This is a genomic window from Streptomyces sp. NPDC058646 (genome assembly GCF_042716875.1).
Classification (GTDB): Bacteria; Actinomycetota; Actinomycetes; order Streptomycetales; family Streptomycetaceae; genus Streptomyces.
Window position 1 is genome coordinate 126,702 of sequence record NZ_JBHXRK010000014.1, and the last position, 14,508, is coordinate 141,209.

General features: G+C 74.6%; 8 protein-coding genes. 2 read left to right on the forward strand and 6 right to left on the reverse strand.

Features of this window, described 5'->3' with window-relative positions; translation table 11 throughout:
- Nucleotides 1–355 precede the first annotated feature (355 nt).
- Nucleotides 356–1,147 carry a transcriptional repressor LexA gene (gene lexA, locus ACFWUZ_RS18975; protein WP_031142326.1) on the forward strand — a complete coding sequence of 264 codons (792 nt, stop codon included), beginning with the start codon at nt 356–358 and terminating at the stop codon, nt 1,145–1,147.
- A 105-nt stretch (nt 1,148–1,252) separates the two neighbouring features.
- Here the strand turns inward: lexA and ACFWUZ_RS18980 are convergent, their stop codons facing one another.
- The 5 genes from ACFWUZ_RS18980 to ACFWUZ_RS19000 all read right to left on the reverse strand — a co-directional run bounded on the left by ACFWUZ_RS18980 (nt 1,253) and on the right by ACFWUZ_RS19000 (nt 11,219).
- A complete protein-coding gene (locus tag ACFWUZ_RS18980) occupies nt 1,253–3,223 on the reverse strand; it encodes an ATP-dependent DNA helicase (protein WP_384373641.1) in 1,971 nt (656 codons plus the stop codon).
- A 52-nt stretch (nt 3,224–3,275) separates the two neighbouring features.
- Nucleotides 3,276–5,177 (reverse strand): IucA/IucC family protein, encoded by a 1,902-nt coding sequence (locus ACFWUZ_RS18985; protein WP_384373644.1) that lies wholly within the window; start codon nt 5,175–5,177, stop codon nt 3,276–3,278.
- Between the two features lie 75 nt (nt 5,178–5,252).
- Nucleotides 5,253–5,906: a GNAT family N-acetyltransferase gene (locus ACFWUZ_RS18990; RefSeq protein ID WP_384373647.1), complete on the reverse strand. Its 654-nt coding sequence runs from the start codon at nt 5,904–5,906 to the stop codon at nt 5,253–5,255.
- Between the two features lie 30 nt (nt 5,907–5,936).
- Nucleotides 5,937–8,201 carry an IucA/IucC family protein gene (locus tag ACFWUZ_RS18995; protein ID WP_384373650.1) on the reverse strand — a complete coding sequence of 755 codons (2,265 nt, stop codon included), beginning with the start codon at nt 8,199–8,201 and terminating at the stop codon, nt 5,937–5,939.
- Between the two features lie 1,740 nt (nt 8,202–9,941).
- A complete protein-coding gene (locus tag ACFWUZ_RS19000; protein ID WP_384373800.1) occupies nt 9,942–11,219 on the reverse strand; it encodes a diaminobutyrate--2-oxoglutarate transaminase family protein in 1,278 nt (425 codons plus the stop codon).
- A 470-nt stretch (nt 11,220–11,689) separates the two neighbouring features.
- Between ACFWUZ_RS19000 and ACFWUZ_RS19005 the strand changes: the two genes are divergently transcribed.
- The gene (locus tag ACFWUZ_RS19005; protein ID WP_384373653.1) at nt 11,690–12,862 is read left to right on the forward strand and encodes a trypsin-like serine peptidase; all 1,173 of its coding nucleotides are present in this window, start codon (nt 11,690–11,692) and stop codon (nt 12,860–12,862) included.
- Between the two features lie 112 nt (nt 12,863–12,974).
- Here ACFWUZ_RS19005 and hflX read toward each other — a convergent pair whose 3' ends face one another.
- Entirely contained in the window at nt 12,975–14,480 is a 1,506-nt protein-coding gene (gene hflX, locus ACFWUZ_RS19010; RefSeq protein ID WP_384373656.1) for a GTPase HflX, read from the reverse strand.
- Nucleotides 14,481–14,508: the final 28 nt, after the last annotated feature.

Here is a 14,508-nt window from a genome sequence, read left to right on the forward strand (position 1 = left end):
GGAGCCTCAGCAGACTCGAGGACCACAACTTCTGGGCGGCAGCGCTCATCCAACCACTAGATCTTGGGTTGCGGCGGATTTACGTGGCTCCGCGTGTCGCCGTGCCCGACAGGCGGTCACGAGGCTCCGCGGTGCCAGACTGGACCGCGGCCCGCAGGGTGGCTGTCCGACCGGGAAGGGTACCGTAAGCGGCGGATGCCCAGCCGAACCCACGTTCGGCACCGACGGTCCATACACCGCTCCATATGCACACGCCGGGCGATCTGCGATTTTTCACTCGAACGTGTGTTTGGCGCAACCTTTCGAAAGCAACTACCGTTGTCCAGCTAGGGAGAACATTTCGAGAGGGGCCGACGTGACCACCACCGCAGACAGTGCCACCATCACTGCCCAGAACCGCTCCCAGAGCCGACTTGAGCCGGTGCATGCCATGAACGACGCAAACCTGAACCCGGAGGCGGAGCCCGTACGCCCCGCACGCTCGCTGCCAGGTCGACCTCCAGGCATCCGCGCCGACAGCTCCGGGCTCACGGACCGGCAGCGGAGGGTCATCGAGGTCATCCGTGATTCCGTGCAGCGGCGGGGCTACCCGCCGTCGATGCGCGAGATCGGCCAGGCGGTCGGCCTCTCCAGCACGTCCTCCGTCGCCCACCAGCTGATGGCCCTGGAGCGCAAGGGCTTCCTGCGCCGCGACCCGCACCGCCCCCGCGCCTACGAGGTGCGCGGCTCCGACCAGCCGAGCTCGCAGCCCACGGACACCACGGGCAAGCCCGCCGCCTCGTACGTTCCCCTGGTCGGCCGGATCGCGGCCGGCGGCCCGATCCTCGCCGAGGAGTCGGTCGAGGACGTGTTCCCGCTCCCCCGCCAGCTGGTCGGCGACGGCGAGCTCTTCGTCCTCAAGGTCGTCGGTGACTCGATGATCGAGGCCGCCATCTGTGACGGCGACTGGGTCACGGTCCGTCGCCAGCCGGTCGCGGAGAACGGCGACATCGTCGCGGCGATGCTGGACGGCGAGGCCACGGTCAAGCGGTTCAAGCGCGAGGACGGCCACGTCTGGCTCCTCCCGCACAACGCCGCGTACCAGCCGATCCCCGGTGACGAGGCGACCATCCTCGGCAAGGTCGTCGCCGTGCTGCGTCGGGTCTGACCCCCGCCGCCCCTCGCCAGCCCTGGGACCTACTGCGCCGGTCCCAGGGCTGCTTTGTGTGCGGGGGCCGACCGGTGACCCGCCACCGCCCGCCTACCCCGCCCCCTACTTCCCGTCGGCCTGCGCGGTCGCGTCGATCGCGGACAGGGAGCGGCGGACCTGGTTGCGGTCCGTGGTGTACCAGAAGTCCGGGAGGGTGGCGCGCAGGAAGCTCCCGTACCGGGCCGTGGCCAGCCGGGGGTCCAGGACCGCGACGACACCGCGGTCACCCGTGGCCCGTACGAGGCGTCCCGCGCCCTGGGCCATGAGCAGCGCGGCGTGGGTGGCGGCGACGGCCATGAAGCCGTTGCCGCCGTGCTCCTCGACCGACTTCTGCCGGGCGCTCATCAGCGGGTCGTCGGGGCGCGGGAACGGGATGCGGTCCATCACCACGAGCTGGCAGCTGGGGCCGGGCACGTCCACGCCCTGCCACAGCGACAGCGTCCCGAACAGGCAGGTCTTCGGGTCGGCCGCGAACGCCTTGATCAGCTCGCCCAGCGTCTCCTCGCCCTGGAGCAGGATCGGGTTCTCCAGCCGGCCGCGCAGTTCCTCGGCCGCCGCCTTGGCTCCGCGCATGGAGGAGAACAGCCCGAGGGTCCGGCCGCCCGCCGCCTCGATCAGCTCGGCGAGCTCGTCCATCATGTCGCCGCGGGTGCCCTCGCGGCCCGGGGTGGCCAGGTGCTTGGCGACGTAGAGGATGCCCTGCTTCGGGTAGTCGAAGGGGGAGCCGACGTCGAGGCCCTTCCACAGCGGTACGTCGTCGCCCTCGACGCCCTCGGGGGACAGGCCCAGGGAGGCGGCGACCCCGTTGAAGTCCCCGCCGAGCTTGAGGGTGGCCGAGGTGAGGACCACGGAGCGGTCCTCGAAGAGCTTCTCGCGCAGCAGACCCGACACCGACAGGGGGGCGACCCGCAGGGTGGCGCCGAAGCGGTCGTGGCGCTCGTACCAGACGACGTCGTACTCGGAGCCGTTGCAGATCCGCTCCGCCACCGCGTGGACGTTCTCCACGGCGGCCAGGGCCTGCTTGCGGACGGCGTCCTCGTCCTGGACGGACTTGTCGCGGGTCGAACCGATCGCCGAGATGACGTTGCGCGCGGCGTCCCGCAGGGACATCAGCGCGTATCCCAGGTCCTCGGGGAGCACTTCCAGCCGGCCGGGGAGGGCCAGCTCCATGACCCGCTCGAAGGACTCGGAGGCGGTCTGCAGGGAGTCGGCCGTCTTCTCGTCGACCAGCTTCGCCGCTCGCTTCACCGCTCGGTTGACCTGCCCCGGGGTGAGCTCACCGGTGGCGACCCCGGTGACCCGGGAGACCAGCTCGTGGGCCTCGTCCACGATGAGCACCTCGTGCTGCGGCAGCACCGGGGCGCCCTCGATGGCGTCGATGGCGAGCAGCGCGTGGTTGGTGACGACGACGTCCGCGAGCTTGGCCCGCTCGCGGGCGGCCTCCGCGAAGCATTCGGCTCCGTACGCACACTTCGTCGCGCCGAGGCATTCCCGGGAGGAGACGGAGATCTGCGACCAGGCCTTGTCCGAGACGCCGGGGGTCAGGTCGTCGCGGTCGCCGGTCTCGGTCTCGTCCGCCCAGTCGCGCAGCCGCATCAGGTCCTGACCGAGCTTGCTGGTGGGGGCGGCCGCCTCGAACTGGTCGAAGAGGCCGTCCTCCTCGTCCTGCGGGGCGCCCTCGTGCAGCCGGTGCAGGCACAGGTAGTTGGAGCGGCCCTTGAGCATGGCGAACTGCGGGCGGCGGCGCAGCTGCGGATGCAGCGCGTCCACCGTGCGGGGCAGGTCGCGCTCGACGAGCTGGCGCTGCAGGGCGAGGGTCGCGGTCGCCACGACCACGCGCTCGCCGTGCGCGAGGGCCGGCACCAGGTACCCGAGGGACTTGCCGGTGCCGGTGCCGGCCTGGATGAGGCGGTGGGAATTGTCGTCGATCGCGTCGGCGACGGCTTCCGCCATGGCTACCTGGCCGGGGCGCTCCGTGCCGCCGACGGCGGAGACGGCGGCGTGCAGCAGGTCGGGGAGGGAGGGCTTCGTCATAGCACTGCCAACCCTACGGGGCCGCACCGACAGGGACGGCACCGGCGAGGATTCATGGCCGGTACAAGGGGTTGGGGACGGTGCCGTACCGGACGGCGCGGGGGCGGTCGGGGCGGTCGCGGTAGCCGTCCTCGTAGAGCCGGTTCCGGTTGAGGCAGAGCCGGCCGATGCGTTCGCCGAGCAGGCCGAAGAGCGCGTACCGCTCCTTGAGCTCCGGGAAGCGGGCCTGGTGGCGCAGGATCTCCCTCCGGACGAGGGACCAGAAGTCCTCCTCCGGGACGCCGAGGCGGTCCTCGCACAGGGCGGAGAGGTAGCGGAAGACGCCGATGAAGAGCCCGGAGTGGATGAACTGCGGCAGGAAGTCGGCGGGCTCGGCGAGCAGGACCGCCCGGACCTCGTCGGGCAGGGTGTCGAGCTCGGGGAGGGGCTGCGCGCTGATCTTGACGTCGTCGACGAAGTCCTTCATCGCGAGCCGGACCGGGACGTCCTGCTCGTCGAAGATCACGATGGTGTTCTCCCCGTGCGGGGAGAACACCGTGCCGTAGCGGTAGAGGAAGTGCAGGAGCGGCGGCAGCAGAGCGGCGAAGAGGCGCTGCAGCCATACGCCGGCGCCCAGCCCGGAACGGGCGACGAGTTCGGCCGTGAAGGAACGGCCCCGCGGGTCGGTGTGGAGGAGGGAGGCGAGGGTGCGGGCGCGCTCCCCCGGCGCCAGCCGGCCGGTCAGTGGTTCCCGCCAGATCGCGCCGAGGAGCTCCTTGTACTGGTAGGGCACCTCGGGCAGCCGGTCGTAGACGGGATGGCGGACGGTGACGGAGGCGACCTCGCCGAGCAGGACGACCCTGCATTCGTCGCGGAGGAAGGGGTCCCCGTCGCGGAGGGAGTGGATCCAGGCGGTGACGGCCGGGGCCGCGAGGGTGAGGTCGCTGGGCAGGCCCCGCCAGACCATGGTGTTGAAGACGGAGAGCGGGAGCTTGACGCTGTGCCGGTCGGGTCGGGTGAGGTTGAGGAAGGTGCGGATGGACTGCTGCGGGAGGCGTACGTCGGGGTCCGCGGGCAGCGGGACCAGGGCGCCTGAGGCGAGGGCCGGGGCGAAGAGGGGCAGGACGACCTCGTCCCACTGCCAGGGGTGGACGGGCAGGTAGAGGTAGCGGAGCGGGTCGAAGCCGCGGTCGCGCAGGATCCGGTCGAAGGCGGCACGGGTGCTGGAGTCGAGCTCGGCGGCGTAGAGACGGGCGGGATCCTCCAGGCCGGCGGTGCCGCGGTAGGCGGCGAGCGAGTGGTGGGCGGCGAGCCAGGGCAGCCGCTGGCGGGTGCGCGCCTCGGGGGCCCAGGCCGCGGTGTCGGATCCGGAGAGGCCGAGGCGCCCCTTGTTGAGGACGAGCCAGGGGTGGCCGGTCTGGTGGCCTTCCAGGGCCGCGTAGTCGAGGTCGGCGAGGACGTCCGCGGTGAGCGCGGTGTGGTCGATGCGGGCGTCGGCGGCGAGGGTGGCGCTGAGCTCGCGGACGAGGTGGCCGAGGGTGGCCCCGTCGAGGCCGAGGAGCGTGCGGGCGCGGACGAGGAAGTCGTACGGGTCCCCGAACGCGGTGGACGGGCCGCCGGCGGAGGGCGGCGGGGTGAGGGTGGGGGAGTCGGGGGCGACGTGCCAGCTGTCGTACGCGCGGCGGCGCGCCCGGAAGCCGAGGCTGCTGCCGTCGTCGAGGGTGAGGGTCCACGCGTCGCCCGCGGCGGAGGGGGCCGGGACCGGCCTGACGATCTCCTCGTAGGCGAACTCCGAGAGCATCTTGGCGAGCAGCCGGCGGGCCGCCCCGTCCCAGGTCGAGCCGTTGAGCTCCGGTGGCGTCCGGGGGGCATGGGGCGACGGGGGCACGCCGGCGCCCTCCGGGCGGGGGGCCGGGGCGCCGGGGCCCGGGAAGTCCGGAACAGCGGAGTCGGGGGCTGCGGGGACGTTCGGCACGGGACTCCTCGGGGATCGGGACCTTGGCTGCGTGACGCGGCGTTTCGAAGGTGCGGAGCACGGGGCGGGGCGGCCTCAGAGGAGGTTGCGCAGCGCCCGCTCCCGGATCATCAGGGCGGCGCGCTTCCCGGGAAGGTCGATTTCCGTGGAACAGCGGAATCCTGAACTCAGGAAGGCCGATACGGAGCGGGTGTTGCGGACGTCCGGTTCCGCGACGACCCGTGTGCAGCGGGGTCGGTTGTCCAGCACCAGGTCGGCCACGGCGCGCAGCAGCGCGGTGCCCAGGCCGCGGCCGCGGAAGGTGCCGTCTCCGATGAGCAGGTGGACACCCGTGTCGTGGGGGCGCGCCGGGTAGTACCGGGAGAGCGGGTCGAGGTCGGCCCGGTAGATCTCCCAGTAGCTCATGGGCCGGCCGTCGAGGAGGCCGAGGCAGGGGATGCTGCGGCCGTCCCCGTCGCGCTGCGCCCGCAGGTGGGCGGCGGTGACGGCGGCGGGTCCGGCCAGCTCCCAGTACGGGGCCACCTCGGGGTCGTTCATCCACCGCGTGAGGAGCTCCAGGTCCCGGTCCGGCCGTACGGGTTCGAGGCGGAAGGCTCCGGCGGGGGTGGCGGCGGCGCCCCAGGCGGCGGGGGAATCGAGGAGGTCGGCCTCGGCGAGCAGGGGCAGCAGGTGGGGCATGAGGGGCAGTTCGTCCGCGGCGGGGCCGGCGGGTGAGTCGGTGGACGGCATCGGGCTCTTCTCCGCGTCCGCGCTGACGCGTCAGTCGTGAAGGGGGTTGGCGATGGTGACGTAGACGGACTGGGTGTCGACGGGTCCGACGAGTTCGTCGAGGCCTCCCAGGCGGGTGAGGAGGTTCGCCTTGCACCGCAGGGTGGGTGAGTCGAGCAGTCGTGCGGGGAGCGGGCCGAGGCCTGACGCCTTGCCGAGGAAGCGGCGGAAGGCGGCGAGGAGTACGCGTTCGTCGGCGAGCCGTTGGGATCCGAAGGCACCGATGAGCCCGAGGACGTTGTTGATGCCGAGGTAGTAGGCGAAGCGTTCGTCGGTGACGGCGTCGGAGACGAAGGTGTCGCTGATGCCGCCGATACCGGGGAGCCGCTGCTCCAGTTCGCTGCGGCGGGACGCGCGGAAGTAGTAGCCCTGGTTGTCGCGGTAGCGGCCGCCGGCCGGCCAGCCCGCCGGGTCGAGGAGGACCAGGGTGTTCTGCTGGTGTGCTTCGAGGGCGATGCCGGCGAGCGCGTCGAAGGCGAGGACCGGCAGGACGACGTGGTCGAGGTAGCGCAGGAACCACTCGGCGGCGACGGCGGACGGGCTGTGTCCGGTGGCGGCGGCGAGGGAGCAGACGATCTCGGCGAGCCGGGAGCGCATGGTGCTGCGGCCGGGCCAGGGGCGGGGGGCGGTGAGTGCGGCGACGCAGACGGCGTCGTCGCCCGGGCGGAAGGGGTTGTGGCGCAGCAGGGCGTCGAGGCCGGGGACGGGGGTGCCGTCCGGGGCGTCGACGGCGACCCAGGCGGGGTCGCGGACGATGTCGAAGCGGGGGTGGGCCCGCTGCCACTGCTCGGCGAGGCCGGTCCGGAGCAGCCGGTGCACCTCGATGCCGCGGTGCAGCTCCTTGCGGAGGTTCTCGCGGCGGGAGTTGGTGATGCGCAGGCCCAGGGAGAGCTTGAGCATCGCGGGGGCGCCGGGGCGGTGGACGGTGCGGACGGAGGAGGTGGGGTACCAGGGCTCGCCGTGGGGTCCCAGGTCGTGGAGGAGTCCGGCGTCGCGGAGGGCGGCGACCGCGGGACGCCGGAGCAGGTCGCGGGCCTGCCAGGGGTGCAGGGGAAGGGGGGTGGTGCCGGCGGGGAGCGGGAGGCCCGGGGCGAGCCGGCCGAGGAGCTGCGCGGCGGGGACGGGGCGGCCGCGTTCGGTCCAGGCGGAGTCCGTGGCGAGGGCAGCGGGCTCGACGGCGAACCAGTGCAGGGGGAAGGAGCCGTGCAGTTCGGGCGAGTAGCTGCGCACTTCGGCTTCGGTGAGGCCTTCGCGGCTCTTCGGGTCCGGTTGGAGGGGGTGGCCGAGGAGGAGGGACTGTTCGGCGGTCAGGAACCGGTCCCCGGCGACGGGGGCGGGGGCGGTGGGGCGGGCGCGCCGGTCCGCGATGAACTCGGCGGTACGGCGGACCGAGTCGCAGACGCGGCCGACGAGGTCGGCGCCGCCGCGTCCGCCGCCGGTGCCTTCGCGGGCGAGGAGGGCGGCGAGGGTGACGGCGTCCACGGCGGGGGCGCCCGCGGGCGCGCCTTCGAGCCGGGCGGGGGCGAAGCGGTGCCAGCCCGCCGGGGACCAGTGCCGGACCGCCACGAGCAGGGCGACGCCGGATGCGGGGAGGGGGATGCGCAGGAGGGTTCCGGCGGGGCCGTCGGGCCGGGCGATGCCGGCTTCGCGGACCCAGCACCTGAGCAGGTTCTCCACCGTGGCGGCCTCGGCGGCGACGGCCGGGTCGGGGTGGTCCAGGAGGTCGGGCAGGGCGGCCGGCTCCGGGCCGAGGGGCCCGGTCCAGCCGGGCCGGAGCCTGGGCGTGCCGTCCTTCTGGCGGGGCACGGTCGCCGCCGCGCCGGGGGCCGGGGCCTCGCCGGGCCGATCCGCTCCGCGCTCGCCGGGCGCTGCCGGGCCCGGCGGGTACGGGGGGTACGGCGGTCGGGCTGCGGCGCCGTCGGGCCGCCGGGGTGCGCCGGGGCGGGGCGGGCTCGCCGGATCGGGCCGGCGCTGGAGCCGGCCCGACGCCGCCTCGGGGGACCCGCCGTGCTGTGGGTCGGCCGGGCCGGAGGGTTCCGTGGCGGGCTCGTCGACGGCGCCGTCTGAGGCCGCCGCTGCGGGCAGGGCTCCGGGGGCGGGCGTCCGGTGGTCCTGCCCCGCAGCCGGGTACGCGGATCCGCCGGGGCTCTGACCACCGGTAGCGGGGGCCGTACCGACCGGGTCCTGCTCGGCGGGGTCCCGGGGGGTGGGGCCCTCGGGGGTCAGCCCGGCCGAAGCCGCCGGGGGGTGCTTCACACCATCGGGGGCCGGCCCTGCGGAGGCAGACGAAGCAGGGGGCTGCTCCGCGCCACCCGTGGCCCGCCTGGCGGACGCCGGCGGGCCAGACGGGTGCTCCGCACCCGCGGAACGGCCGGCGGAGGCCGCCGGGACGGACGGGTACGGCGCACTGCCCGGCGACACCCCGGCGGGAGCCGACAGGGCAGCGGGGGACTCCCCACCACCCGGGGCCGGCCCGGCGGACGCCGACCAGGCAGAGGGAGGCTCCGCGCCCGGCGAGCGGTCGGCGGGGGCCGCCGGGATGCGCGGCGCAGTGCCCTGCGACAGCCCGGTAGAGGCCGAGGAAGCAACGGGGTACTCCGTACTTCCCGCGGGTTGCGCGCTGTTCGGCGGCAGCGCGGCCGGGCGGGCCGGGCCGCCCGCGGTCTGCCCGTCGGCAGCAGGCCAGGCTGCGAGGTACGTCGCGCCGCCCGGGCGCAGCTCGGCGGAGGCCGAGGGGTTCTCCGTACCCGCGGAGCCGTCGGCGAGAGCCGGCGGGAGGGGCGGGTGCAGCGCACTGCTCGGTGACAGCCCGGCAGAGGCCGACGGAGCCGAAGGGCGCGCCGCGCCACCCGGGGTCAGCCCGGCGGACGCCGGCGAGGCAGAAGGAGGCTCCGCACCTGCGGAGCGGTGGGGCGGAGCCGGTGGGGCGGACCGGTGCAGCGCACTGCTCCGCGACGGCCCGGCGGACGCCGACAAGGCAGAAGGGGGCTCCGCACCCGCGGGGCGATCGGCCAGGGCGGGCGGGACGGGCGGGGGCGGCGCACTGCCCGGCGACAGCCCGACAGAGACCGGTGAGGCAGGGGGGTGCTCCGCGCCACCCCGCGTCAGCCGGGCGGGGGCCGACGGGGCCGTGCGGCCCTCCGTACCGCCCGCGGGTTGTGCCGTGGCCGGGCCGGCCGGGGGCTGCCCGGGGGAAGCAGGCCAAGCCGTGAAGTGCGGCGCACCGGACGGCCGCTGTTCGGCAGGGCCTGGGTGAACGGGCGGGGCAGCGGGCCGGGCCGGATCAGGCGGGGTCTGCCCGGGAGAAGCAGGCACGGCCGACAGGTACATCGCACTGCCCGGCCACTGGGCGGCGGAGGCCGACGTGGCCCGGGGGTGCTCCGTACCACCCCGTGGCCGCCCATCGCAGGATGGCCCCGCCGGGGTCGGGCGGGTGGTGGGGGGCTCCGCAAGGCCCTGGGGCGGCCCGGCCGCGGACGGGGCTGCACGGGGCGGCTCGGTGGGGGTCGCCGGGGTGGCGGGCCGTGCGGGGGGCGGAGGTGTGGGGGTGAAGTCGGGGACGGAGTCGGCGAGTTGCCGGGCCAGGAGCGGCGCGCGGCGCGGCGGCGCCGCTGGCGTGGCACCCGGGCCGGGGGCGGGCGTCGGCGGCCGGCCCGAGGCCGCTCCGGGGAGCGCGGCGGGGCGCGGGGAGGAATCGGGGGCCTGGGCCTCGCGCTCCCGGCGCGGCGGCGCCGCAGGCATGGCGCCCGCGCCGGGGGCGGGCGTCGGCGGCCGGCCCGAGGCCGCTCCGGGGGGCGGTTCCTGCCGCGCGGCGGGGCGGATGGAGAAGTCGCCCGGGCCGGGGGCCCGGTGCGGGCCGCTGCCGCCGGCGACCGGTGACCACGGCGGCGCACCGCTGCCGGGCGGGGCGGCTTCCCGGGCGTGGGGTCCCGGGGCGGAGGCGGAGGCGGGGGTGGACGGGTGCGGCTCGGGCATCGCGGGTCCTTGGGGTGCGGGTCAGTGGAGCCGGCGGGCGGCGGCCGGGATGGCGTCGGCCAGGCGGTCGAGGACCGCTGCGGCCTGCTCGTCCGTCAGGGTCAGCGGGGGCAGCAGGCGGACCACGGCGGCGTGGCGGCCGCCGAGTTCGACGATCAGCCCGCGGGCCAGGCACTCCTGGCGGACGGCCGCGGCGAGGGCGGGGGCGGCGGATCCCGTGTCGGGGTCGACGAGTTCGAGGCCGATCATCAGGCCGCGCCCCCGGACCTCGCCGATGCAGGGGTGGTCCGTGGCCAGGCCGCGCAGGGCGGCGAGCATCCGTCCGCCGAGGACCGCCGCACGCTCCGCCAGCCGGTTCTCGCGTACGAAGGCGAGCGTGGCGGTTCCGGCGGCCATGGCCAGCTGGTTGCCGCGGAACGTTCCGGCATGGGCCCCGGGTGCCCAGACGTCGAGGCCGGACCGGTACACGATCACCGCGAGCGGCAGGCTCCCCCCGATCGCCTTGGACAGGACCATCACGTCGGGCACCACCCCGGCGTGGTCCACCCCCCAGTAGGCGCCGGTCCGCCCGACGCCCGTCTGCACCTCGTCGGCGATCAGCGGGATCCCCCGCTCCGCGGTGATCTCGCGCATCCGGCGCAGCCAGCCGTCCGGGGCGGGAATGACCCCGCCCTCCCCCTGCACGGGCTCGACGATCATGCCCGCCGGTGTGCTCACCCCACTCTTGGGGTCGTCCAGGAGGTTCTCGGTCCAGTGGGCGGCGAGCCGCGCGCCCTCGGCCCCGCCGACGCCGAAGGGGCAGTGCCGGTCCTGCGGGTAGGGCAGCCGGGTCACCCGTACGTCCGCGGCACCGCCCGACGCCTCCAGGGCCCCGGCGGTCATGCCGTGGTAGGCCCCGGTGAAGGCGAGCAGCCCCGGGCGTCCGGTGGCGGTGCGGACCAGCTTGAGCGCGGCCTCCACCGCGTCGGTGCCGGCCGGCCCGCAGAACTGGATGCGGGCGTCGGCGGCCAGGGCGGGCGGCAGGTTCGTGAACAGCTCGGTGGTGAAGGCGTCCTTGACCGGGGTCGCGAGGTCGAGCACGTGAAGCGGGGCGCCGGAGTCGAGGACTCCTCGGATGGCTTCGAGGACCACCGGGTGGTTGTGCCCGAGGGCGAGGGTGCCGGCTCCGGAGAGGCAGTCGAGGTAGCGCCGCCCGTCGGCGCCCTCGATCGTCAGCCCCCGCGCGCGCACGGGGACGACGGGAAGGGAGCGCGCGTACGTCCGGGCCGCGGACTCCCGTTGGGTCTGCCGCCGCAGGATGCCCTCGGCGGAGGCGGTGGCGGAGGCGGGCGCACCGGGAGGCGGGGCGCCCGGGCCGGGGGCCGCGGCGGCCCGGATCCCTTGCGCCGGTACCTGCGGTGCCACGTGCGGCAGGGGCGCGCCGGGGGGCGGGAGTTGTGCCGCGACGGCCGCGGCGGCTGCGGCCTGGTCTGTCAAAGCCACGAGTGTCGGTCCTCCCGCACGGATTCCTCTTCCGGATTGCGCCTCGAACACGAACGCTGCATCCCCGTCCCCCGTACGTCCAACGACGGTGACGGCGGCGGATCACGGGTGGGCCGAAGATCCTTGCCCGCCGGGACCGTGATCCGCGTCCCGGAGGGCCCGGCAGGGGAACCGGCGCCCCGGGCTGTGTCGTCCTGCGCAGCAGCGGCATAGTGGGGGGCTGCACCCAGCGGGACTCCGCCGCACCGCACCGCCTCACTACCGGAACCACCAGGGGGACTGACGACATGCGACCGAACCGACCGGTCACCGCGATCCTGTGCGCGGCCGCGCTCGCGCTGACCGCCGCGGCCTGCGGACCCGGCGACGGGGAGGCCGGCGGCGACGCCAAGCCGACCGCGGCGGCGAGCCTCCCGGCCGGGGCCGACGGGATAAAGATCCCGGACCAGCTGAAGGAGAAGCTGAAGGAGCACGGCCTCGACCTGGAGAAGTGGAAGGGGGGTGAGTGGAAGAACTGGAAGAAGGAGGACTGGCTCCGCGAGGCGGGCGACTACATCAACCCGATCATCGAGGACCTCTGGGACCCGGACCGGATGCGTGACGCGGAGCAGCCGCAGCGCCCGTCCGTCGACCCGGACGCGGGCAAGGACCAGGGCGTCACCGACCCGACCCCCGCTCCGGTGACGGCGAAGGCCGCGAACCCGCCCTACCACCAGAGCATTCCGGAGTCCGGCAAGGTCTTCTTCGACGGGCCCGAGGGCTCGATGGTCTGCTCGGCGACCGTCGTGAAGGACCCCGCCCACCCCGGCAAGTCCAACCTGGTGTGGACGGCCGGCCACTGCGTGCACGCGGGCAAGGCGGGCGGCTGGTACCGCAACATCGCCTTCGTCCCGTCCTACAACAACGCGGGCAAGCCGTCGGCGCAGCTCAAGGGTGCGCCGCGTGAGCAGGTGGCTCCGTACGGCGTCTGGTGGAGCGACTGGGCGCAGACCTCCGACCAGTGGATCGCGACCGGCGGTCCGACGGGCGGCGCGGGTGCCCCGTACGACTTCGCGGTGCTGCACGTGACCCCGGAGAAGGGCAGCGGCAAGTCGCTGGAGGAGACGGTCGGTTCGGCGCTCCCGGTGGAGTTCAACGCCCCGGCCGTGCAGAAGGTCCCGGGCATCACGGCCACGGGCTACCCGGCGGCGGCTCCGTTCGACGGCCAGAAGGCCTTCCAGTGCACGGACAAGCCGGGCCGGCTGTCCCTGAGCGCCGCCGTCCCGGTGATGTACCGCATCGGCTGCACCATGACCGGCGGTTCCTCCGGTGGCGGCTGGGTCGCGGTGGGTGCCGACGGCAAGCCGGCCCTGGTGTCGAACACCTCGATCGGCCCTGCCAAGGCGGGCTGGCTGGCCGGACCCCGGCTGGGTCCGGAGGCGAAGGGCATCTTCGACGCCGTCAGCGGCAAGTTCAAGTAGCCGGCGCAGCCACGACGCGGCACCGCGGAACGGCCGGGGGCCCCCAGCACCGCTGGGGGCCCCCGGCCGTTCACACCGTCACACGGTCACACGGTCCGGTCCGTCCGGTCCGTCACTGCTTCGCGAGGGCGTACGGAGCCAGGTCCGCCGCCAGCTCCTGGTGGACCCGGGCCTTGAGCAGGGTGCCCTCCGCGGTGTGCTCCTCGGAGATCACCTCGCCCTCGGCGTGCGCCTTGGCGATCAGCGAGCCGAGCGTGTACGGCACCAGGGCCTCCACCTCGACCTCCGGCCTCGGCAGCTCGGAGTCGATGAGGGCGAGGAGCTCCTCGATGCCCATGCCGGTGCGGGCCGATACGGCGATGGAGTGCCGCTCGATCCGCAGCAGCCGCTGGAGGACCAGCGGGTCCGCGGCGTCCGCCTTGTTGATCACGACGATCTCGGGCACGTTCACCGCGCCGACCTCGCGGATGACCTCGCGGACCGCCGCCAGCTGCTCCTCCGGTGCCGGGTGGGAGCCGTCCACGATGTGCAGGATGAGGTCGGAGTCGCCGACCTCCTCCATCGTGGAGCGGAACGCCTCGACGAGGTGGTGGGGCAGGTGCCGGACGAAGCCGACGGTGTCGGCCAGGGTGTAGACCCGGCCGCTCGGCGTCTCGGCCCGGCGCACGGTCGGGTCGAGGGTGGCGAACAGTGCGTTCTCCACCAGCACGCCCGCGCCGGTGAGCCGGTTGAGCAGGGAGGACTTGCCGGCGTTGGTGTAGCCGGCGATGGCGACCGAGGGCACCTTGTTGCGGCGCCGTTCCTGCCGCTTGATGTCGCGGCCGGTCTTCATCTCCGCGATCTCCCGGCGCATCTTCGCCATCTTCTCGCGGATCCGTCGCCGGTCCGTCTCGATCTTGGTCTCACCGGGGCCTCGGGTGGCCATGCCGCCACCGCCGCCGCCGCCCATCTGCCGGGACAGCGAGGCACCCCAGCCGCGCAGGCGCGGGAGCATGTACTGCATCTGCGCGAGGGCGACCTGTGCCTTGCCCTCTCGGGACTTGGCGTGCTGGGCGAAGATGTCGAGGATGAGGGCGGTCCGGTCGACCACCTTCACCTTGACGACGTCCTCGAGGGCGATGAGCTGGCCGGGGCTGAGCTCGCCGTCGCAGACGACGGTGTCGGCGCCGCTCTCCATGACGATGTCGCGCAGTTCCCGGGCCTTGCCCGAGCCGATGAAGGTGGCGGGGTCCGGCTTGTCGCGGCGCTGGATCACGCCGTCGAGCACGAGGGCACCGGCCGTCTCGGCGAGGGCGGCGAGCTCCGCGAGGGAGTTCTCCGCGTCGTTCACCGTTCCGGAGGTCCAGACGCCGACGAGCACGACGCGCTCCAGGCGCAGCTGCCGGTACTCGACCTCGGTGACGTCTTCGAGCTCGGTGGAGAGGCCGGCCACGCGGCGCAGGGCCGCGCGCTCGGAGCGTTCGAACTGCTCGCCGTCCCGGTCTCCGTCGATCTCGTGGCTCCAGGCGACGTCCTCTTCCATCAGGGCATCGGCCCGAAGGCTCTCGGTGAAGCTCGGCGAGTCCGGCACGTCCCGTGCGTCCCGCGCGTCCTGGGAAGGGGAAGAAGAGGAGGTCATTGGATCCTTACGTCGATTCGAATACGTC

Excerpts from the sequence above, each read along its gene's own strand:
- ACFWUZ_RS19005 (WP_384373653.1), top strand. The coding sequence starts at position 11,690 with ATGCGACCGAACCGACCGGTCACCGCGATCCTGTGCGCGGCCGCGCTC.
- ACFWUZ_RS18990 (WP_384373647.1), bottom strand. The coding sequence starts at position 5,906 with ATGCCGTCCACCGACTCACCCGCCGGCCCCGCCGCGGACGAACTGCCC.
- hflX (WP_384373656.1), bottom strand. The coding sequence starts at position 14,480 with ATGACCTCCTCTTCTTCCCCTTCCCAGGACGCGCGGGACGCACGGGAC.
- ACFWUZ_RS18980 (WP_384373641.1), bottom strand. The coding sequence starts at position 3,223 with ATGACGAAGCCCTCCCTCCCCGACCTGCTGCACGCCGCCGTCTCCGCC.